Consider the following 23616-nt stretch of genomic DNA (forward strand, 5'->3'; position numbering starts at 1 on the left):
TCATCCTGAGGGGAGCAAAGCGAAGTCGAAGGGTCTTAGTATTAGCAAAATCACAGTTTAAGAGAATTTTGGTAATAATTGTGTTAAGTTAACGCCTATGGTTTTTTTATTAAGCTATTCTTCTACTTTACTGCAATCGATATGATACTTGTCGATTTTTCTGTACAGTGTATTTCTTCCAATACCTAGCACCTCAGCCGCTAAACTAATATTGCCGCCTGTTTTCTCTAGTACCTTTTTAATATGCTTTTTTTCTATTTCCTCAAGTCTATCTTCTTGGGAGATACCAGTGGGCTTTTCTATTACTATTTTAGGAGAATCTCCTGTTTCCCATAGGTGATTTCCCTCTGCATTAATGATTTGTTCCACCATATTCTCTAATTCTCTGATGTTTCCTGGCCAAGGGAGATTTGTCATACTCTCTACTGTTTCTCTGGAAAGAGTTACTGTTTTTTTCCCTAGTTTTAGTGATTTAGTGGCCATAAAATAATCAATCAAGAGAGGAATATCCTCTTTTCTTTCTCTTAAGGAAGGTAGCTTTAAAGGAAGTACATTTAACCTATAATAAAGGTCTCTCCTAAAGTTGCCCTTCTCCACTTCTTGTCTTAAGTCTTTATTAGTGGCAGCTATAATACGAACATCTACTTCGATTTCCTTATTTCCTCCCACACGAAAAAGTTTACTTTCCTCTAACACCCTTAAAAGATTAGTTTGCATGTCTAAAGGCATTTCTCCTATTTCGTCCAAAAATAAAGTTCCTCCATCTGCCAACTCAAATTTCCCGGGGTGTCCTCCTCTTTTAGCTCCAGTAAAGGCTCCTTCCTCATATCCAAAAAGTTCTGATTCTATGAGGTTTCTTGGTAATGCTCCGCAGTTAATAGCTACAAAGCTTTCTTCGTGACGACTGCTATGATTATGAATAGATTGTGCAAAAACCTCTTTTCCTGTACCACTTTCCCCTGTAATCAATACTGTGGAGGGACTGTCAGATATTTTTTTTGCATATTCTATGATTTGCATAAATCGTTGACTTTGACCTATGATTTTATCAAAGGTGTAGTAAGCCTGTTGCCCTGTCATTTTGTTGGCTAATTTTCTAGCTTTTTTTATTTCTCGAATGACGCAGACAATGCCCTGTGGGGTACGATTGGGATCTACTATAGGGTAAGCACTTAATGTACAATGAATTTTTGCTTCTTTACCTTTCAAAAAAGCCTCTTCTTCCAAGTAAGTAATACGTCTCGCTACGCTATCCTGAATTCCCCTCCATCCCTCCACCAACTCTTCTACTTTTATACCTATCACTTCTTGATAAGTGTATCCTAACATCTCCATGGCAGTTTTATTAATGGTCTTCATAAAACCCTTAGGCCCTATGGTAAAAATTCCTATGGTGATGGAATCTATGATGGTTTCAATATATTTTTTTGTTACTTCCAGTTTTTTATTGGTTTCTCTTATCGTCAACATTTGCTCTATGGCATGGGCAGCTGCCACCACCATCCCTAGTGTGTGGGAGTGTACAAGATGGCTGTATCCAGTAAGATTTAGCGTTCCTATCATATCTCCTTTAGCATTCCTAATGGGAGCAGCGGAACAAGTCCATCGATGATAGGCTTTTATGAAATGCTCTTTTCCTGAAATTTGTACTGGGATGCCCTCCGCTAAAGCTGTTCCCATCGCATTGGTTCCTATATGTTCTTCATTCATAAAAGCCCCTGGTATCATTTCTAGGTTAAAAGCTTCCTCCAATACATCTTCATCACCTATAACATTTAAGATACATCCTTCATCATCTGTTAAAATTACAAAGAAATAGGAGCCCTTTACAAAGTTATACATCTGGTTCATAAAGGGTTCTGTAGTTACAATAAGATTACTATTGGCTTCAAGCCGCTTTTGCAGTTCATCCTCATTTAAAATTCTACTGCTGTAGATTCGATTGTCATCTATCCCAAACTTGATAGATCTTTGATGGGATCTTGTGATATAGTCTTTTGCACTCATAGGTAACCCTCCAGCTTAAAAACCGTTTTTTAAACTATTCAACTTCCTTATACAGATTCCTTCTTTTTATTTTTATGAAAACTACCATTTTTATTCTAAGTTGAAAATTTTTTTCCTCTTAAACAAAACAGCACAGAAAAAAACTCCAGAACCCAAGATATTCTGAAGTTTTTTTCTGCGCTATAAAAATCATCTTCTATATTATGTTTAAAAACTCCTATTGTTTTCTTCAATGTATAATGTAGGTAGGCTTCACCCTCCTCCTACTGGCGGGAAAAGAGATAAGGTATCGTTGTCCTGCAAAGCCGTCCCCAATTCCTGATGTCTTCCGTTAATCAATATAATTGCTACTTCCTCTTCAGGAATATTTAGATACTCTATCACATCTCTAGGAGTAGCCCCTTGTGCTAAATCCATCATCATCTCTTTTTCACGATTTTCTCTAAAAGTCGCAAACAATCTCACATTTACCTGCACCATCTTCACCTCCTATCTTTATTATACTATAATGTATTTTCCCTAGCAAAGAGGAGAGTTTAACAAGAATCCACTTCCCCATTGGAGCTTTATGCTCCCACCTTAGAGATTTTCAGTTTCTTCATAATATTTACTTTCTATGTCAAACTCTTATTCTCTTCCTGGGATTTTAAAACTAGCTGGATTTCCTTTATTTTTTCCATAAAAGCCCATAGCTATTCTATATGGACCAGGACATCCCGGTGGTAGAAAAGCTACTCTATCCCCTGGGTGAATGATATGGTCTAATGCTTCAACGAAGCCATTTACAAAAATAACCTCCACATCCTCCCAAGAAACCTCCATCATGTCAGCCAGTTCTGTACCTTTTATGGGTTTCTCTAGCTCCATAATCACAGGTATAGACCCATACTTCTTTCTAAGATGTGCATCCAGCTTTAAAAATCCTCTTACTTCAATGGTTTTTTTACCTTCTTCCGTCATATAAACATACCCCTCCCTTAATTACTGTGATTTCCTCTCATAAAGGTTCATCAATGAATTCTGTGAAACAAGGGTGTCAATATTTCCATAATTTTATTATATCACAAAATTTACTAACAAGCCCATGCTTAAAAATCATCCTGATAACCTTATGAATCGATAGAAATGTCATTTTCTAAACATCAATTAAAAGTGTGGGATTAAAAGATTAGAAAATTGAAGCCGGACCTAAGTCCGGCTTCAATTAATTTAATATATATCTTATAGAGATTTAATTAGCAGTTACAAGCGCCTTCATTTTCGAAAGCATAAACTTCATCGATTTCTTCTGGAGTAAAGTCCCAAACAGCATTGTGTGGAGGACATGGCTCATACTCGAAGAATTCAGGTAATCTGTCATGAGCGTTAGTGAAACCAGCTGCTTTGTTGAAAGCACGCTCAACTTTAAGAACAGATTCACCTAACTTATCTACATCTGTAGCAGTTAAGTTAATTCCGTATTGAGCATTGATCATGTCGATTAATGCTTGGTATCCACCAGGATTATCAGCAACACCGAAGTATACGAATAAACACATACCTGTACTATCAACAGAAGCTGTTCCGATCTGCATAGCACGAGAGTATTCGATTTGTCCATCTTTCTTAAGTGGATCGATGTCAGCACCTACTTTTAAGATGTTACCAGAAATACAGTAACCAGCAGTATGGTCAGCACCCATTGTACTTGTAGCATAAGTTAAACCAATACCCTTGATTGGACGTGGGTCGTAAGCAGGGATACCTTGATCTTTTACTACAGGAGTTCTAAATAGACCACAAACTTTACCTACAACAGCAGTACCACTACCTAAGATTCTTCCTAGTGGGGTAGGCTTACGGATTTCTTTGATAGCTTCTAATGCAGCTTTACCATCACCATAAGGAATTAATCCGCCTTCCATAGCAGTAGCTACAGCAACAGCAGTTTCGATACTATCAACACCGATATCATCCATTTCACGGTCACAGTAAGCGATATCATCTAAGCTTTGGATACCAGCATCTGCACCAAGACCCCAAATTGTTTCATATTCGAAACCACTTGTGATGTATTTACCATCTTTGTCTGGGTACCATTGAGAACATCTGATGATACAACCAGCATGACAACCATGAGAAACTTTACCGTCTCCACCACGCTCTGTGATTGTAGCGTTTAATGTTTCACCAGAAATATTGTCGTTGTAATCAATACGTCCAGCAGTAAAGTTCTTCGCTGGTAAACCACCTGCTTCGTTTAAGATGTTAACTAATACGTTAGTACCGTATGCAGCTAAACCTTGACCAGCAACTGGGTGATCTAACATAGCTTTAGCAAATATTTTTGAAGCTGCTTTGAACTTCTCTGGATCTGCTACAGGAACTCCAGGAGCACCATTGTCATCGATAACGATAGCTTTTACTTTCTTAGAACCTAATACCGCACCTAAACCACCACGGCCAGCACTACGGATGTTGCCTTCTGGATCTTTGAAAGAAATATTAGCAGAAGGTAGACGGTTTTCACCAGCTGGTCCAGCTAAACCAATACCAACTTTTGCACCATATTTTTCACTTAAGATTTTGATTGCTTCGTAGTTACCACAGCCACCAAGAATTTCAGCTGGAGCTTCTTCAATAGTAACACCATTCATATCAATTTTGATTACATAAAACTTGTCATCAGCAGGCATTCCTTCGATTGTAAAAGCCTTGATACCCATTTTAGCCATTTTTTGAGAGAAAGAACCACCAGCGTTACTTTCTTTAATTGTACCAGTTAATGGACTCTTAGCACCAACAGAAAGACGGCCAGAGTTAGGAGCACTAGTACCACTTAATAAACCAGGAGCAAAAATTAACTTGTTATTTTTTCCTAATGCATGGCAAGTAGGCTTTACTTCTGCTGCTACAAAATTAGAAGTAAGAGCACGTCCACCTAATCCTGCGTATTGAGCAGGTACTTCTTCAGTAGTAACCTTTAATGTTGTCATATCAACCCTGATAAACTTGTTCATTAAACTAACCCCCTTGAATAATTTATGTTGTTTTTCAAAATTTCGTTCAATTAAGTATAATGCAATTATTATGCCAATTGCTACGGAGAACTCTTTTCTTTTAAGGAAGATACTGAAATACAACGTTTTCTTATTATAAAATTCAGTATATTTTTTTATCCTTTAAATAAATGTTCTAAAACGAAACACAAAACCCTTTAAGGGTTGTACCATTTCGTTACAGTGTATCGTTTTGTTACAGTTTTTTTTACGAAAGACTTCCTAATTTGAAAATTATTCTTCTTTGATTAATATTCTATTTTTATGTGAAAATTCCTTTTTTTATCCGGTTCTAATATTTTACATTTATACCAACAACATTAAGTATTGTATTTAAATGGGAAATTCTAGCTAAAGGCAGTGATCTCGAAATTTTGGTCTAAAAACTACAGCTTTTATTCTTCTTTGCAAAAATATATAATAGGCTTATATATTTTTCATTAGCGTTAACTTAAACCATAATTTGTGATTCTTTCTTATCCCAAGATGCTTTGCTACCCTCAGGATGACATTTGGAGAGAATTTTGGTAATAACTGTGTTAGGTTAACACCTATGATATCTATTTTAAAGAGGAGGAAAAGCTATGAAGACTTTTAAAACTGCCTGTCCACTGGACTGCTTTGATGTCTGCTCTATTGAAGTGGATATGAAGGAAGGTAAACTAACAGCTGTAAGAGGTGATGCTGGAGATCCTATCACTAAGGGTTTCTTGTGTAAAAAAGGCAACAGTCTTTTGGAGAGACTAAACCATAGGACCCGTGTTACTACGCCTTTAAAAAAAGTAGAAGGACAGTGGATAACTATCAGTTGGGAGAAGGCCATTCAAGAAATTGGAGATGCACTTTTAGAAATAAAAACAACGCATGGTTCTGACTCCCTTATTCATTATAGCGAATCTGGCCATGGGGGACTTTTAAAAAATATAGATACTGCTTTTTTCAGTGGCTACGGAGGAGTAACAACACCTGAAGGTAGCCTCTGCTGGGGTGCCGGTATCGAGGCACAGCTTTTAGATTTTGGTGATGTTCTCGGCCATGATCCTCATGACCATCTTAACGCTGAAACGATTCTTGTGTGGGGGAGAAATCCCTCCTTTACCAATGTTCATCTTGTCCCTTTTCTAAAAGAGGCTCAAAAAAAAGGTGCCAAACTCGTTGTAATTGACCCTGTCAGAACAGCCACTGCTGCTTTAGCCGACTATTATTATCAAGTAAAGCCTGAGGCCGATGGTGATCTAGCACTGGCAATGGCAAAGATCATTCTTCAGGAAGGAAAATATGATACTGCCTTTGTAGAAACACATTGTATCGGATTTAGTGGTTTTAAGGAGTTTATTGATGGTTTGCAGCTATCACAGCTTATTAAAGCTACAGGTCTTACGGAAGAAGAGGTATATCAGCTTACTGCTGTTTATAGTCAGCAGAAACCCTCCTGTATCATTTTGGGCTATGGTTTGCAACGCTATAGACGAGGAGGCAACAATATTCGTTTTATTGATGCTCTAGGGGCATTGACAGGTAATCTCGGCCTGTCTGGCGGCGGTGTGAGCTATGCCAATAGATCTATTGCAAAATTTATTGATTGGGATTATATAAAAAATCACCCTCCTCTGTCTCCTACCTTTAAACGTCCTTTGTTTTCGAAGTATGTTTTAGAGGAAAAGAAGGATAAAATCCAGGGAATTTTTGTAACGAAAAGCAATGTTGTTCTACAGCTTCCCAATACGCAAAGGGCCATTGAAGCCTTTAAATCCATCCCTTTTAAAGTCGTTATAGATCATTTTATCACCGACACCGCTGCCCTTTCTGATTATATATTGCCCTGTACTGGCATTTACGAGGAAGAGGATTTTATGTTTTCCTCTATGTGGCATAGCTATTTTACCCACACAGAAAAGATTCTTCCTGCCCCTAAAAATACAAAGCATGAGTTTGAAATTTTTCATCTTTTAGCGGAATATATGGAGATGAAGGATTTTCTTAGGAATTACAGTGATCCACAGAGGTATCTGGAAAGAGGGCTAGCCCCTTTATTAGAAAAGCTAGACTGCAACCTTGAAGCTATCAAAGGTAAGAGATTAAAGCTAGAAGTTGGGGATATTCCTTGGCAAGATAAACAGTTTGCTACCCCTTCTAAAAGGTTTGAATTTATTTTACCACAGCAGGATGTTTTAGAGAAAAGCACCATAGATAAACCTCATTATCCACTACAATTCTTAACCTTACACCCTAAAGCTTCTCTGCACTCTCAGCATTTTATAGATATAGAAGAAAATAGACTTCCTGAAGCCTTCGTCAATAAATCCACCCTAGAAAAATGGCATTTAAAAGAAGGTCAAGAGGCAATGCTCATCTCTCCACAGGGGGAATTAAAGGTAAAAATCTTGATTGACGATGGTGTAGGTCATGATATCGTTATTTCTTACGAGGGTTGGTGGTTAAAAAACCAAGGGGTAAATTCTCTTACACCTGAAGGGGTTTCTGATATCGGAGATCAGGCGATTTATAATAATTGTCGATGTAAAATTGCAGCTATATAAGTTGTAGTAGATATGTTACATTCGCTACGCCACGGGGACACTGGCACATAAAAATAAACGTGCCAGATGAACCGTCAGACTGGGTGAGAATTGTCACCCTGAGCGTAGCGAATGGGTCTTAAACCTCTAAAATTCAAGATTCTTGACTACGTTCAGAATGACAAAAACACGAATAAGGTTAGTTTCTACACAGTCTGCCGTCCCCATGACTACGCTATTTCATACTAAGTTGTCATTAGTGTTAACTTAATCCATAATTTGTCATCCTGAGTGGAGCAAAGCGGAGTCGAAGGATCTTAGTGTTAGTAAAATTCTTGGCTACTCCAAGATCCTTCGCTACGCTCAGGATGACAGTTCAAGAGAATTCTGGTAATAATTGTACTAAGTTAACGCCTATGACTAAGTTGTAAAACCTAAAACCTCTCCTAAGCTTGTAAATAGGAGAGGTTTTTATACTTCCAAATAATTTTGAAGTTATTAGCATATTTTTCCTGGGTTTAATATGTTTTTAGGATCAAAGGTACTTTTAATGCCCTTCATTAAGATTAAGTGTTGGTCTCCTAAGGAGTCCTTTAAAAATCCTTTTTTAGCAAAACCAATACCATGCTCTCCTGAGACTTGGCCCCTTAGTTCTTTTGCTCTGTTGTACATACAATCCATTACATCCTGTAGGGTTTTTTTCCAGTCTTCTTCCGACAATGCATCCCTTAAAATATATACATGAAGATTACCATCTCCTGCATGTCCAAAGCTTCTAATCCTAATATTGAATTGATGCTGTAATTCATCTGTATACTTGATAAATTCTGCTACTTTATTTCTTGGAACCACCACATCACATTCGTCCATTTCTGTGGTGGATGATTTAATTGCTTCTAAGAAGGCCCCTCTAGCAGACCAAATAGCCTCTTGTCTTTCCTGCGTCTCTGAGATATACACATCTAAAGCTCCCTCTTCTAGACAAATATGTGCTACTGTTTCGTAGGCCTTTTCTACTTCTTCTTTGCTATTTCCATCAAAGGTCAACAATAGGTAGGCATCAGAAGAGCTGTCTGGAAATTGTTTGCCTAGAAATTCTTCCGCAGCGATAATTGTATCCCTTACCATAAACTCTATGGCAGTGGGAATGGCCTTTGATTTTATAACTTTAGGTACAGTTTCAATAGCAGTTTCTAAATTTTCAAAGGGAATTAATAAACTGAGGGTTTTTTTAGGCAATGGCAAAAGTTTTAAAATAGCTTTTGTTACGATGGCCAGAGTACCCTCTGAGCCGACAATCAAGTCTTTAAAGCTGTATCCAGAACTGTTTTTTACCACCTTGCCCCCTATTTCCATAACTTCTCCATTAGGCAGTACCACCTCTAAGCCCCTCACATAATCTCTAGTAACACCATATTTTACCGCCCTCATCCCCCCAGCGTTGGTATTGATATTTCCTGCAATGGTGGCACTTTTTTCTCCAGGATCTGGGGGATAGAAAAGATCCTGTTCCTCTACAAACTTACTTATCTCCATCAGTAGTACCCCTGGTTCTACTGTTAATGTTAAGTTTTCTTCGTCTAGTTCTAAAATTTTATTCATCTTGCTCATATTTATCATAATTCCTCCGTAAATGGCTACAGAGCTCCCTACTAACCCTGTACCCTGACCTCTAGGAGTAACTGGGATATTTTTTTCATAAGCGTATTTCATCACTTCTGAAACGATTTGTGTAGAGAGGGGTTCCACCAATACCTCTGGCATAGATTTAATTTCTGACAGCTCATCCCGTCCGAAATCTTCATTAATCTCTTCTCCAAAGAATACGCTATCTTCACCACAAATAGCTTTTAAAGCTTCTACATCTCTTTCATCTACTTTTTTGTAAGCCATCTTCCTACCTCCCTATACAATCTTTGTCTTTAGTTCTTCTATTTTTATGCTCCCTTTATCTATTTCCTCTATTAACTTAGGTATAATCTCATAAATATCTCCCACGATACCATAATGAGCTACTTTAAATATCGGTGCATTTTCATCTTGATTCATGGCAAAAATACACTCAGCATTACTCATACCTGCTACAAACTGTACTGATCCAGACACACCACAAGTGATTAAGAGTTTTGGTCTCACTGTTCTACCGCTTAACCCAATTTGCTTTTTAGCATCTCCCCATCCGGCTTCGATTAAAGGTCTGGTAGAAGCCACCTGTGCTCCTAGTTTTTCTGCTAATTTATAGATCATATCTAAATCTTTTTGAGACTTAATACCTCTGCCGGCTACTACGATGGTTTCTGCCTCTGAGAGGTCTTCTTCCTGTTCCTTCGGTTTCACATCTATTACTTTGATTTGAGATACTAGCTTTTCCTTAGCTATCGAACATTTTGTTATCTTTCCTAAAGCCTCCTGGTTAGGTTCTGCTGCTGTCATCACCTTATAGCGTACGGTAGCAAACTGTGGTCGATGATTTGGCGTAATTATTTTTGCCATAATATTTCCACCAAAGGCTGGTCTAATCTGAATTAAATCAGAGTTTTCTTTTACATCTAATATCGTGCAGTCAGCAGTCAACCCAGTTTTGAATCGAGCAGATATCCTTGGTGCTAGAGATCTCCCTACGGTAGTTGCTCCCACTAGTACAATAGAAGGCTTTTTATTATACACGAAGTCTTCAAATGCTGCAGTATAGGGCTCTATTTTAAAATGCTTCAAGGGTTCTTCGTCATAGACGAAAACCTCATCTACTCCATAATATAGCAGTTCTTGAGCCTTTTCATAAATATTATGTCCAATGAATACCGCATAAACTGGGTTATTTAACTTTGCCGCCAACTCCTTGGCTTTCCCTATCAGTTCCATAGTTACAGGATGGATTTCTCCCTCTAGATGATCTACATATACAGCGATACCCCTCCAAAGCTTTTTATCTATCTCCGTAGTCTTTTCTTCCATCCATTGAAAAGCACCTTCATCTCCCTTGTCGATGCAAATTTTACACATTTTACAGGCGGCATTTATTTCTATCACACCATTGTTGTTTTCTATAGCATTAAAGGGACAGAGTTCCAAAGTTTCTTTGATATTTTTAATTTTGTTTTGGTTTATAATAATTCTCGCCATTTTTCTAAACCTCCCGGATCTTTATTAAATAAATTTTAAGGCTCTAAGTTTGTCAGAAATCCTCACTCCCAAATCCTCACCAGTTCCCCTCCATATTTCTTGATCTCTATTGGTATCCGGCGGAAAAATTTTTTCTACTTGTGTAGGAGAACCATTTAATCCATAACACTTTTCGTTCTTTTCTTCAAAATCCTTTAATCCATATACAGCAACTTCTTTATTTTTTGTGGCTAGTTTTTTCTTAAAGGAAGGCAGTCTAGGTTGGAATATTCCTTTTTCTACTGTAATCAAACAAGGCAGCTGTACTTCTACAGTTTCTACCGTAGTTGGCATATCGATTTCCACTAAGATGGATTTTGTATCGACTTGTAGTATCTTCTTTACATTGGTCACATGAGCCATACCCAAAATTTCCGCCATTTCTGGTCCTACCTGGGCAGTATCTCCGTCTGTTGTTTGCTTACCACAGATGATTAAATCGAAGGGACCTGCTTTTTTTACACCCTGTGCAAGGGTGTAGGAGGTTGCTAGTACATCTGCACCAGCAAACTTTTTATCTGAAAGCAAAATCCCATCATCTACACCCATCATAAAACATTCTCTAATCACTGCTTCCGATTGGGGAGGTCCCATTGTCATTACCTTTACTTCTCCACCGACTTCTTCTCTGATTTTAAGGGCAGCTTCTACAGCATATAGATCATAGGGATTCATCTTAGCCTCAATACCATCTCTCTTTAAAACCCCTGTCACTTCATCTACTTCCACTTTGGTAGTACCAGGAACTTGTTTAATACATACTAAAATATCCATATCATTTCTCCTTTGCTTTTTAATAATCTGTATTAAAGATAGATGTTGCTAATAGTAAGTTGAAAAGTCTTTTGAGGGATTACTTTTTTACCATGCTACATTAAATAACTGCATTAATAATGGCACAATCAGTACAGTAGTCAGACCTGCCACACCTATTGCTAAACCGCTCATGGCCCCTTGAGTTTCTCCTAGTTCCATAGCCTTTGTGGTTCCTACTGCATGGGAGGCGGTACCTATAGCAATCCCTACAGCTACTTCATCTTTTATTCTAAAAGCATTACATACCATTGGTCCAATTACTGCTCCGGAAATCCCTGCTATAGTGATGGCTCCCACTGTAATAGAAGGAATTCCTCCTATCTGTCTGGATATTTCTATCCCTATAGGGGTTGTTACTGACTTGGGGATTAAAGACGCAGCAATTGCTCCTTCTATATTGAAAATATTTGTAAGGATGATCATACTACTTACCGCAGCAACGCATCCAGCTGTGATTCCTATCAAGATTGCAGCCAAGTTAGCTTTTAAAAGTTCCCTCTGTCTATAAAGAGGTACTGCTAAAATCACTGTAGCTGGACCCAAAAAAAACATGATCAAATCTCCCCCCTTATTATAGTATTCTATATCAATGTTAAAAGTAGTTAAGACCGCCATGATACAGATAATACTAAGTAATAGAGGGTTAAAAAAGACTATTTTTGTTTTCTTGTAAATGAATACGCCTAGCTCAAAAAATAAAAGTGATAAAACAATACCAAAATAAGGGGTATCTAAAAAAGTCATCATGCTGTCTTCTTCTCCTTTACTGCTATTTTTTTTCTTATAAGTTGTATTGTCAAACCTGTAACACCCATAACAATGACGGTAGATAAAAGAATAACACTAACAATAGCTAGCCACTGTTCTTGGATAAGGTGTAAATTAGCAAGCAAACTAACACTTGTTGGTATAAAAAAGAAAGCCAGATGATCTAATAAAAATTTAGTAATTTTATCAATCATCTCTAGCTTCACAATTCCCGTTAAAAGCAATATCAACATGAAGATCATCCCTAGTACATTTGCTGGTATAGGGATACCTATTACTTTGTTTGCGAATTCTCCGGCTAAACAAACTATTAGAATAATACAAAGCTGTCTAAATATAGCCAAACAAATTCCTCCTTTATAAAAATCTTTAGGTATAGTGGTCTTACCAGTTATCAAGATATTATCACTGTTTTTAAAATATTTCAACTGTTATTTTATAGTTTACTCATAGACGTTAACCTACCACAGCTATTACCAAAATTCTCTGGAACTGTCATCCGAAGCATAGCGAAGGATCTTGGAATAACGAAGAATTTTGCTGATGCTAATGATCGTTTACTTTATCTGAAATTTTAGAACACCTATAGGCATTTTATAGGTGTTCTTTCTTCATTAACGTATCATAAATCAATTGTAAGTGCTTTGACATAGCTAAAGAAGCTGCCTTAGGGTTTCTATGCTTTATGGATAAATATATTTCTTCATGCTGTTGCATTAAAATATCTGCATTATCTTTATTATTTAATATTTTTCCTCTGGCTTCTTTAATAAAGGTATCCATGAGAGAAGATATAACATTTAATACATTCACAATTAAAAAATTCTTAGAAGCTTGAGCAATTTTATAGTGAAATTTTTTATCTAAAAGAACATTAATCTCTTCGTTTTCTGTATCTTGCAACTGTACTAGTAATTCCTCTAGTTCCTTTAACTCTTCCTCAGTAATCCTTGCAGCAGCCAAAGCTACTGTTTCAATTTCTAAGATACTTCTCAATTCTAAAATATCTTCTGGTTTCCCTTTATTCAACATAAAAACCACCGATAGTGGTTCAAATAAACAGTTATCAAAACTTGTTTTGATAAAGTTTCCTTCTCCTTGTCTTACCTCAGTTATTCCTATAATTTCCAAAGCCCTTAAAGCCTCTCTTACAGAAGCTCTACTTACTTTTAAAGATTCAGCTAAGTCTCTTTCTGAAGGTAATTTGTCTCCTTGTTTTAAGGTTCCATCTACAATCATATTTTGAATTTGCTCAATAATATGTTCATACACTTTTGTATTTTTTATAGGTTTAAACATAATCCTCCTCTTTCATCTTTACTTTGTTCATCTAAAGTTATATCTTAATCACAAGTGTCAACTTAATACAATCATTTGCAAAATCCTGTTAAACTGTCATCCTGAAGATAGCGAAGGATCTTGGAATAATGAAAAGATGACAAATTATGGTTTAGGTTAATGCTAGTGATATCTTAATAAAAGTTTCCTACAATTCCAAAGCATATTGATCTGCTTCACAGTACAGAATATTATAGAAGGGAGTGATATATTTTAATAACCATCTGCCTGTCGTTGATGATTAATTTGATTTTTCATTAAATAAGCTTCTTTTATTTCATCGAAGGTAAAACCTAATTTTATGCCTAGCGCTAAAAATCCTTCAAATAATTGAGTATAACCTTCTTCTGATAAAGATTGATAGAATTCAGTACTAAGCTTAAGGACTTCTTGAAATTGTTGTAAAAGATTATGATCATTATTGGTTCCTTGAAATTCTCTATTATGGAAATTTTTATCTAAGCCTATGCTTAATAAAAAGTGTAAACAATCTACAAATTCTTCTAAGACAACTGCCTTTGGAGAAGATGTTTTTGTGCTCCAAAACTTAAAACATCTTGTTTCATTAGCTAGCTCCCCAAGTTCTACCTCGAGGGCTAATACTTTAGCAGGTACTAAATCTTGATCATATAAATGATGATTTTTAAGTATAGTTTCATCTAACTGTTTTTGAATAGTAAATAACTGCTGCATATCCATAAGGAACTTCCTCCTTTTATCCCCTTAAGGTTTTGACAATATTGTAGCACATCTCCTTTGAAAAAACTATGAAAATCTCTATTAAGGTGTAATTTCTTTCTATTCCCTTTAAGTAAATTTTATTTCTATTCTTGACTTATATATTTATGTAATATATAGTATAAATATACATTCTTTAGGAGGTTGATTATTTTATGGATGATAAAAATAAAGCACTTTGGAGCGGACGTTTTGCTGAATCTCCAGCAGAAATTATGCAAAAGTATAGTCAGTCATTAGATGTTGATTGGCACTTATATAAAGAAGATCTACAGGGAAGTAAGGCTCATGGAAAGATGCTGCACCACATTGGAATTCTCTCTGAAGAAGAACTGCAACAAATTTTAACAGCTTTAGAAGAAATTCAAGAAGAAGTGGATCAAGGTACCCTGCAACCCAAGATTTCTTTAGAAGATGTACATATGAATCTAGAAGCAAGACTAATTGAAAAATTGGGTCCTTTAGGAGCAAAAATTCATACAGGTCGTTCACGAAATGACCAAGTAGCTACAGACTATAGATTATATATGAAGAAGGCTACTAATGATATTAAAGGAAAGGTGCTTTTATTTTTAGAAGCTTTACTACAACGGGCAGAAAAAGATATTGACGTTGTTATTCCTGGGTTTACACATCTTCAGCATGCTCAGCCTATTTCTTTGGGTCATTACTGGATGGCTTATTTCTGGAAGTTTACCCGCGATTTAAAAAGATTTCAAGCAGCTTATGATACAACCAATGTAAATCCTTTAGGTGCTGGAGCTTTAGCAGGGTCCACTTTGCCTTTAGACAGAGAGTTTACTAGAGAAGAACTAGGCTTTGAAGTAAATACTCAAAACAGTCTAGATACTGTATCTGATCGAGACTATCTTTTAGAGTTTCTATTTGCTGCCTCTACCCTTGTGCTGCATACCAGCGGATTAAGTGAGGACTTGATCATATGGAGCACTTCAGAGTTTGATTTTATCGAACTGCCAGATGCTTTCTGTACAGGCTCTAGTATGATGCCCAACAAGAAAAACCCTGATGCTTTAGAATTAACACGAGGTAAGACCAGCGGCGTGTTAAGCGGCTTGTATGATCTTATGATTAACATCAAAGGGCTTCCTTTAACTTATAACAGAGATCTACAAGAGGACAAGCGTCCAGTACTCCATGTCATACATACGGTTAATATGATTCTAGATGTGTTGACACCTTTAGTGGCAGGCATTACTCCCAAAGAAGAAAGTATCAAACCTCATTTAAATAAAGGCTTCTTACTAGCTACAGATGTAGCAGAATATTTAGTTTCAAAGAACGTTCCTTTTAGAGAGACCCATGAAATTGTGGGTAACTTGGTTCAGTATTGTATTAAACATCACAAGACCTTTGAGGACCTAACGATTGAGGAATGGCAAAATTATTGTGCCGCCTTTGAAAAAGATGTTTATGATATCTTATCTCCTCAACTGGCGGTAGACCGAAGAAAAACTTTTGGTGGTACTGCACGTAGTGAAGTAAATCGCCAAATCCAAGAAGGAAAAAACATCCTAGAGGTTTTTAACCTTTAGGTTCCTATCAACCTGCTGATCCTCCACAGCAGGTTTTTGCTATTTTAAAAAATTTATATGGTTTTTATAAATTTATGGTTATAACCCCGACACTTTGGTTATAAATAGTGTAGAAAAAGATTTATAGTTATAGTAAAAGGAGGAAAAATTTATGAAGAGCTTTGGAGAATTTTTACAATCAGGAGACTGGAAGGGCGAAAAACATGTACCTGTTATTCATGCCCCTGAAAGTGTTAAAGCTGGTGAGGCTTTTGAATTAAAAATCTCTGTTGGGGATGAAATTCCTCACCCCAATTCATTAGAACATTATATTGCATGGGGAAAGGTATATTTCTTTCAAGATGGAGGTAAATTCCCTGTAGAACTTGCAACCTTTAAATTTAATGCTCATGGAGAAGGTGGTAATTTTGCAGAACCAGTAGGTCTAACAAAAATAAAGTTAGATAAATCCGGTACGATTCATGCTATTACCTATTGTAATATCCATGGTGTATGGGAAAACAGCAAAAAAATAACTGTAGAATAATAGTTGTAGGACAATATAAAGGGTAGCTTTTTTCAAAAGCTACCCTTTATTGTATCTGTAGATATACACTTTTAAAGCTAGGATACATATCTATCATTTTTAGGTTTTCTATAACTTTATCTTTATGTCATTAGCGTTAACCTAAACCGTAATTTGTTATCTCCTCGTTATTACAAGATCCTTCGCTACCCTCAGGATGACAGTTTCATAGAATGTTGGAAATAATTGTATTAAGTTAACGTTTATGATCTTCATGTTTAACTTTAACCTAGCTTATTTAAAGTATTGGTGAAAATAATCGAGCGATAGATTCCTTAAACCGATGGTGCACAGGTCTTTTTCTATACTGTTGTAATATTACTTCTTTGCTTTGTTGTATGTCCTGATAAAAACTTTTCTTTAGTTTTTTATTAAGTTCTTCATCATAGATAAAAGCATTTACTTCAAAGTTTAACTGTAAACTGCGAATGTCCAAGTTTGCGGTCCCTATAGAAGAGAAGTTATCGTCTACAATAAAAATTTTGCTATGAACAAACCCTTTTTTATATTGGTAGATTTTTACCCCCGCTTCTAATAGTTCTAGAAAATGAGATTTGGAAGCCCAAAAAACTGTACGATGATCTGGTCTTCCTGGTAGCAATATTCTCACGTCCACCCCTCTAATGGCAGCAGTTTTTAAGGCCATTAAAATACTTTCGTCTGGTACCAAATAAGGCGTTGTTATAAATACCCTCTTATTAGCGGTAGTGATAGCAGCAAAATAAGCCTGATGTATGGACTCCCAGTAAGAGTCCGGGCCACTGGAGGTTACCTGAATCATTTGTTGTCCACAATTTCCTTGTGCAGGAAAATATACAGCATCCTCTATTTCCTCCTTACTGACAAAAAACCAATCTCTTAAAAAGATCACTTGTAATAAATAGACAGCTTCCCCCTCTATTTTTAAGTGGGTATCTCTCCAAAATCCCATTTTTTTATTTTTTCCCAGGTATTCGTCACCAATATTTAAACCTCCTACAAACCCAATCCTTCCGTCCACAACTAAAATTTTTCTATGGTTTCTATAGTTCAACCTGCTTCCAAAGAAAGGCAATGTTACTGGCAAAAAAGGTTTTAGTTTTACACCAGCATCCCGTAAGGGTCCTAGAAAGTTTTCTTTTAAATGCCAACAACCTACTGCATCGTAGATCACTCTTACCTCTAAGCCTTCCTCAGCTTTTTTGATTAATGCTCTTTGGAATCTCCTGCCTATATCACTATCCTTAATAATAAAGTACTCCATATGAATGTGATGTTTAGCATCCCTAATAGATTTTAACATTTCGCGAAAAGTTTGATAACCATTGATCAGTACAGTTGCCTCGTTGTTTACAGTAATAGGGGCTTCTGAATTGTTTAATAAAAGAGGTGCTACTTTGCCTCGGGTATCGGTGAAATTCTTTTTTAAAAATTCTCCGTATCCAGTAAAAGCGATCTGGTGATGAAGCAAACTATGGATTACTTTGTAGTCCTGCTTCCTTTTCTTGATAAAAGTCCTCTTCTTTCTGTGATTTTGACCTATATACAGATAGAAAAACATTCCTACTACTGGTAAAAATATTAATAGTAAAAGCCACGCCACAGTTCTAGAAGGATTTCTATTGTCTAGTATAATCAATATGCTTACTAGTATAGTTGTTATAGTAAATAATACAGCAAATATATTTAAAATATTCATTTCACTCTCTCCTATAGGTTTTATATATAGATATACACCTCTATATAAACCTTCCTATTCAAGATTTATAATTTATCTTAATATATAGATAAACAGCATCAGGACTTAATTTTGAACTTGCTTATCTATAATAACCTTCACATAGGCGTTAGCTTAATACAATTATTTCCGAAGTTCTCTCCAAATGTCATCCTGAGGGCAGTGAAGGATCTTGGAATAACGAAGAGATGACAAATTATGGTTTAATTTAACGTTAATGATCATGTTCATAGTTGCATATCCACAGGAGACTTATTCTAAAAGTAACCCCTCATGATGCCTTAGTAAAACCTTTATTGTCTTTTCTAATAGTTTTTCTCTGCCTATTGTAGGTAAAAAATCTGCACTTGGTAAAAGTTTTTTTTGTTTATCTTCTACCTTTTGTTTATCTTTACAATAAATTTCTATACTTCTTCTTAAAAGTCCTTCTAAAGTGTAAACATAAAAAGGATTAATATCATTATACTCTGCCAATGTTTCTACTAACCCAATAACAATATCAGCATAGCTACAGCCTTCTCCTAAATCCATCAGTAGTGCCCATTTAGGTATAATTTCCTCTAGTAGTAGTCTGTTGAGGGGTTTTATAGGAGATAGGTGATATAATTCTGCCAATAATTTTATCATTTTTTCTTCCCCGCTCATTAAAAACTTCAATGCTTTTTCTTCACAAAGACCGTTTTTAATATAATATTTCTTACCTTCTAATCCTTTTAGTACCCTTATCGTATCAAAGTAACCGAGCTTCATATTATATCGGGCTCTTTTTTTGGTAAAGTCCATGACGCCTCCTAAATCCCGATAAGGTTGTATATAAATAACTTCTAAGTCTTCTTTCTCTACCTTTTTAATCCTTCCTATGCTTAATAAACGTACCGCCACTATTTTTTTATACCCCTTATTATACAACATATCTATAGGAAGGTTATTATAAAAACTCCCATCTAAAAACTTTTTGCCATCCAATTTCTTTGACTTAAAAATCGGCAGATAAGAAGAAGCCATAAGGTAATCTACAATTTTTCCTGAAGGTATTTCCTCCTTATAAATTTCTAAAGGCTTAAAGTCTGTTAAAGATACAGTAACAAAGCCAAACTCCTTTGGAGACTGTATAATCTTCTCCTCTTTAATGGTATCTTTAATAAGATTTTCCAAGGGCCTTGCATCGAAGCCAAAACCTTTTACAAATTTTCGTATTTCCTCCAGAAAAATATGTATGCTTCTATTATTAATTTGAGCTCCTGACAGCATTTCATAAATTCGGTCATCTATATCCATCACCATATGCGGAGTAATATTGTACCATATATCATAAGCTATATCAAAATCCTCTTGAATCATCAATGCGCCATTTAGAGCCCCCACAGAGGTTCCTGTAATTCCCTGAAATTCCAAACCTAGTTGCCTAAAAGCTTGCCATGCACCTACTTGATAAGCACCTTTAGCTCCACCACCCTCTAGGGTCAATCCTAGCATTTCTTCCCCTCCTTTAGTTTATAAAAGTTTATCAATACTATATTTATCATCCTCAGATTCACTTAAGCAATAGTTTATAGGTTTAATAAAGCTATAAAAATAATCTTACCATAACATTTTATAGTGTTATATCTATTATACGCTAAACCTTGAATATGGAACCTTATATTCAAAAGTAAAATATCAAGATCATAGGCGTTAACTTAACACAATTATTGCCAAAATTCTCTCCAAATGTCATCCTGAGGGTAGCAAAGGATCTTGGAATAACGAAGGATGATAAATTATGGTTTAACTTAATGTTAGTGATATCAAGATAAAAAAACAAGGCGAAGTCCTAAACATAGGACTTCGCCTTTCATCATTCTATTTTATTATTATGCTAACTTTATATAGCTTTCATATCTTTCTTTTGCTTCTTCCTCAGCCTTTACAAATAACGCTTCTGCTACTTCTGGGAAGGCCTTTGTTAAGGAAGCATAACGTACTTCACTTAATAAGAAGTCTCTAAAGGAAGCTGCTGGTTCCTTAGAATCCATGATAAATGGATTTTTACCTTCTTTCTTTAATTCTGGGTTGAATCTATATAAATGCCAGTATCCAGATTCTACAGCTTTTTTCGCTTGTTCTTGTGTTTTACCCATACCAGCACCAATTCCGTGAGCGATACATGGTGAGTATGCAATGATGATAGATGGTCCTTTGTAAGCTTCTGCTTCTTTAACAGCCTTCATTAATTGGTTTTTATCAGCACCCATAGCTACTTGAGCAACATACACATAGCCATAGCTCATCGCCATCATACCTAAGTCTTTTTTCTTAGTTCTCTTACCAGCTGCTGCAAACTTTGCAATCGCTGCTGTTGGAGAAGCCTTAGAAGACTGACCACCAGTATTAGAATATACCTCTGTATCCATTACAAGGATGTTTACATCTTCACCAGATGCGATTACATGGTCTAATCCACCAAATCCGATGTCATAAGCCCAACCATCTCCACCAAAAATCCACTGAGATTGCTTGATTAAATAGTCTTTTCTAGCAATAATTTCTTTAATTACTGGATTTGAAGCTTCTGCCTCAAGTAATGGAAGAATTTTATAGGTTGCAGCCTTAGATGCTTTTCCTTCATCTTTACCATCAATCCATTCTTGGAAAGCAGCCTTTAACTCAGCATTGATATCTAGTGTTAAAGCTTCCTTCATTAGAGCTTCAATTTTTTCTCTAATTTGAGTTGTTCCTAACATCATACCATAACCAAATTCAGCAGTATCTTCAAATAAGGAGTTTGCCCAAGCTGGACCTTTACCTTCTTTGTTTGTACAGTATGGTACAGACGGCGCACTACCACCGTAGATAGAAGAACAACCAGTTGCATTGGCAATCATCATTCTGTCACCAAATAATTGAGTAATTAACTTAACATATGGTGTTTCACCACAACCAGTACAAGCTCCTGAGAACTCAAATAATGGTTGAGCAAATTGGCTGCCTTTTACAGTCTCTATATTTGTTAATGCAGATTTATCTGTAATCGTAGTTGCATATGCCCAGTTTTCGTTTTGTGCTGCAACTTGAACTTCAACCGGCTTCATTTCTAATGCCTTCTTCTTAGAAGGACAAATATCAGCACAGTTTCCACATCCTGTACAGTCTAGCGGAGCTACTTGTATACGATATTGTAATCCTTCAAACTCTTTACCGATTGTTTTTAATGTAGTAAATCCTTCAGGTGCGTTCTTTACTTCCTCTTCATTTAATAAGAAAGGTCTAATAGCAGCATGAGGACATACAAAAGAACATTGATTACATTGGATACAGTTTTCTGAAATCCACTCTGGGACATCTATAGCAATACCACGTTTTTCATAAGCACTGGTTCCTAATGGGAAGGTTCCATCTTCTGCGCCTGCAAATGCGCTTACAGGTAAATCATCTCCCGCTTGTGCATTCATTGGTCTTAAAATATTCTTAATGAAATCTGGCTCATCTACTGCAACTGCTGTTTCTTCTACTACACCACTCCAGCTTGCAGGTACATCTACTTTTACAAGAGCTTCTACACCACGGTCTACTGCTTTATGGTTCATTTCAACAATTTTTTCACCTTTTTTACCATAAGCACTGATAACCGCTTCTTTTAAGTGTTTAATTGCATCATCTACAGGAATAACTTCTGTCAGCTTAAAGAAGGCAGATTGCATAACCATGTTAATTCTTCCACCTAAACCAACTTCTGCAGCGATGGCTGTTCCGTTAAGGGTGTAGAAATTGATATCATTTTCAGCAATATATTTCTTCATGGTTGCTGGTAGTTTTTCCTCTAACTCTTCTGGTGTCCACATACAGTTTAATAGGAATGTACCGCCCTTTTTCAAACCTTTTAATAAATCGTATTGGTTCACGTAAGCTTGGTTATGACAAGCAATAAAATCTGCTTCATCAATTAAATAAGGTGACTTGATTGGTTTTTTACCAAAACGCAAGTGAGATATAGTAACCCCGCCGGATTTTTTAGAATCATAAGAGAAATATGCTTGTGCGTACATGTCAGTATTATCTCCGATGATTTTAATAGCTTCTTTATTTGCACCTACTGTACCGTCAGCACCTAACCCCCAGAACTTACATCTGATCGTTCCAGCTGGCGCTGTTGAAACCTTTTCTTTAATCTCTAAAGATGTATTGGTTACATCGTCTACAATACCTACTGTAAAGGCATTTTTAGGTTCTTCAGCCTTTAGGTTATCATATACAGCTAAAATTTGAGCTGGTACTGTATCTTTTGATCCAAGACCATATCTACCACCAATAATCATTGGGGCATTTTCTTTGTCAAAGAACATTGTTCTAATATCTTGGTATAATGGCTCTCCAAGACATCCTGGCTCCTTTGTTCTATCTAACACAACGATTCTCTTTACAGTTTTTGGAAGGATATCAAAGAAGTATTTCTCAGAGAAAGGTCTATATAGGTGTACTTTTACTACCCCTACCTTTTCTCCTTTTGCTAATAAGTAATCCACAGTTTCTTCAATTGTATCTGTTACAGAGCCCATAGCAATGATGATATTTTCTGCATCTTCTGCTCCATAATAATTAAATGGCTTGTAATCTCTTCCAGTAAGTGCTGAAATTTCTTTCATGTAATCAGCTACCATATCAGGAATAGCATCATAGTATTTATTAGCAGCTTCCTTTGCTTGGAAGAAAACATCAGGATTTTGTGCTGTTCCTCTAAGTACTGGATGCTCTGGGTTTAAAGCTCTATCTCTAAAGGCTTGAATAGCGTCCCAATCTACTAATTTAGCAAATTCGTCATATTCAATCACTTCAACTTTTTGCATTTCATGAGAAGTTCTAAAACCATCAAAGAAGTGTACAAAAGGTACTCTACCTTTGATAGCTGCTAAGTGAGCTACACCACCAAGATCCATAACTTCTTGAACACTACCAGATGCTAACATAGCACATCCTGTTTGTCTCGTAGACATAACATCAGAGTGATCTCCAAAGATAGAAAGTGCATGTCCAGCTAAAGCTCTAGCACTTACATGAAATACACCTGGAAGTAATTCCCCTGCAATTTTATACATGTTAGGGATCATCAATAGTAAACCTTGAGAAGCTGTAAAAGTAGTTGTTAAAGCCCCCGCCGCTAAGGAACCGTGTACAGCTCCCGCTGCTCCTGCTTCTGATTGCATTTCTACAACCTTTACAGTCTGCCCAAATATGTTTGTTTGTCCTTCAGAACTCCACTCATCAACATTTTCTGCCATGTTAGAAGAAGGAGTAATAGGATAAATGGCTGCTACATCAGTAAAAGCGTAAGAAACATACGCCGCTGCAGCGTTACCATCCATTGTTTTCATCTTTCTTGCCATGTGTGATAGCCTCCCTTATTTTAATTATAATGCAA

At 36.3% G+C, this 23616-nt stretch carries 17 protein-coding genes; 3 read left to right on the plus strand and 14 right to left on the minus strand.

Features of this window, described 5'->3' with window-relative positions; genetic code table 11:
- Positions 1-114 precede the first annotated feature (114 nt).
- From CACET_RS18225 to CACET_RS18240, 4 genes are all read right to left on the minus strand, one after another.
- The gene (locus CACET_RS18225) at positions 115-2007 is read right to left on the minus strand and encodes a sigma-54-dependent Fis family transcriptional regulator (protein WP_044825514.1); all 1893 of its coding nucleotides are present in this window, start codon (positions 2005-2007) and stop codon (positions 115-117) included.
- Positions 2008-2259: 252 nt separating this feature from the next.
- Positions 2260-2484, minus strand: a complete 225-nt coding sequence (locus tag CACET_RS18230) for a MoaD/ThiS family protein (RefSeq protein ID WP_044825702.1) — start codon at positions 2482-2484, stop codon at positions 2260-2262.
- A 150-nt stretch (positions 2485-2634) separates the two neighbouring features.
- The gene (locus tag CACET_RS18235; protein WP_044825515.1) at positions 2635-2967 is read right to left on the minus strand and encodes a MoaD/ThiS family protein; all 333 of its coding nucleotides are present in this window, start codon (positions 2965-2967) and stop codon (positions 2635-2637) included.
- 275 nt (positions 2968-3242) lie between these two features.
- Complete coding sequence (locus CACET_RS18240) at positions 3243-5006, minus strand: aldehyde ferredoxin oxidoreductase C-terminal domain-containing protein (protein ID WP_044825516.1); 1764 nt, start codon at positions 5004-5006, stop codon at positions 3243-3245.
- Positions 5007-5629: 623 nt separating this feature from the next.
- Between CACET_RS18240 and CACET_RS18245 the strand changes: the two genes are divergently transcribed.
- Positions 5630-7585, plus strand: a complete 1956-nt coding sequence (locus tag CACET_RS18245) for a molybdopterin-dependent oxidoreductase (RefSeq protein ID WP_044825517.1) — start codon at positions 5630-5632, stop codon at positions 7583-7585.
- A gap of 477 nt (positions 7586-8062) precedes the next feature.
- Here CACET_RS18245 and CACET_RS18250 read toward each other — a convergent pair whose 3' ends face one another.
- From CACET_RS18250 to CACET_RS18280, 7 genes are all read right to left on the minus strand, one after another.
- A complete protein-coding gene (locus tag CACET_RS18250) occupies positions 8063-9457 on the minus strand; it encodes an FAD-binding oxidoreductase (RefSeq protein WP_044825518.1) in 1395 nt (464 codons plus the stop codon).
- Positions 9458-9469: 12 nt separating this feature from the next.
- Entirely contained in the window at positions 9470-10687 is a 1218-nt protein-coding gene (locus CACET_RS18255; protein ID WP_044825519.1) for an electron transfer flavoprotein subunit alpha/FixB family protein, read from the minus strand.
- 24 nt (positions 10688-10711) lie between these two features.
- Positions 10712-11500, minus strand: a complete 789-nt coding sequence (locus tag CACET_RS18260; protein ID WP_044825520.1) for an electron transfer flavoprotein subunit beta/FixA family protein — start codon at positions 11498-11500, stop codon at positions 10712-10714.
- 87 nt (positions 11501-11587) lie between these two features.
- Entirely contained in the window at positions 11588-12289 is a 702-nt protein-coding gene (locus tag CACET_RS18265; RefSeq protein ID WP_044825521.1) for an LrgB family protein, read from the minus strand.
- Complete coding sequence (locus CACET_RS18270) at positions 12286-12654, minus strand: CidA/LrgA family protein (RefSeq protein WP_044825522.1); 369 nt, start codon at positions 12652-12654, stop codon at positions 12286-12288. Before CACET_RS18270 ends, CACET_RS18265 begins: the two co-directional genes overlap by 4 nt.
- A gap of 250 nt (positions 12655-12904) precedes the next feature.
- On the minus strand, positions 12905-13609 hold the full coding sequence (locus tag CACET_RS18275; RefSeq protein ID WP_044825523.1) for a FadR/GntR family transcriptional regulator: 705 nt from the start codon (positions 13607-13609) through the stop codon (positions 12905-12907).
- Between the two features lie 252 nt (positions 13610-13861).
- Positions 13862-14347: a dUTP diphosphatase gene (locus CACET_RS18280; protein WP_044825524.1), complete on the minus strand. Its 486-nt coding sequence runs from the start codon at positions 14345-14347 to the stop codon at positions 13862-13864.
- Between the two features lie 194 nt (positions 14348-14541).
- On the opposite strand from CACET_RS18280, the gene argH reads away from it, so the two are divergent.
- Both argH and CACET_RS18290 read left to right on the plus strand, forming a co-directional pair.
- Positions 14542-15939: an argininosuccinate lyase gene (gene argH / locus CACET_RS18285; RefSeq protein WP_044825525.1), complete on the plus strand. Its 1398-nt coding sequence runs from the start codon at positions 14542-14544 to the stop codon at positions 15937-15939.
- 151 nt (positions 15940-16090) lie between these two features.
- A complete protein-coding gene (locus CACET_RS18290; RefSeq protein WP_044825526.1) occupies positions 16091-16465 on the plus strand; it encodes a class II SORL domain-containing protein in 375 nt (124 codons plus the stop codon).
- A 277-nt stretch (positions 16466-16742) separates the two neighbouring features.
- Here CACET_RS18290 and cls read toward each other — a convergent pair whose 3' ends face one another.
- From cls to nifJ, 3 genes are all read right to left on the minus strand, one after another.
- Positions 16743-18182, minus strand: coding sequence for a cardiolipin synthase (gene cls / locus CACET_RS18295; RefSeq protein WP_044825527.1), 1440 nt, complete (start codon positions 18180-18182; stop codon positions 16743-16745).
- Positions 18183-18473: 291 nt separating this feature from the next.
- A complete protein-coding gene (locus tag CACET_RS18300; RefSeq protein WP_044825528.1) occupies positions 18474-19697 on the minus strand; it encodes a patatin-like phospholipase family protein in 1224 nt (407 codons plus the stop codon).
- 377 nt (positions 19698-20074) lie between these two features.
- Positions 20075-23581, minus strand: coding sequence for a pyruvate:ferredoxin (flavodoxin) oxidoreductase (nifJ, locus tag CACET_RS18305; RefSeq protein ID WP_044825529.1), 3507 nt, complete (start codon positions 23579-23581; stop codon positions 20075-20077).
- Between the last annotated feature and the right edge of the window lie 35 nt (positions 23582-23616).

This window comes from Clostridium aceticum (assembly GCF_001042715.1).
In the GTDB taxonomy this organism is placed as follows: Bacteria; Bacillota; Clostridia; order Peptostreptococcales; family Natronincolaceae; genus Andreesenella; species Andreesenella acetica.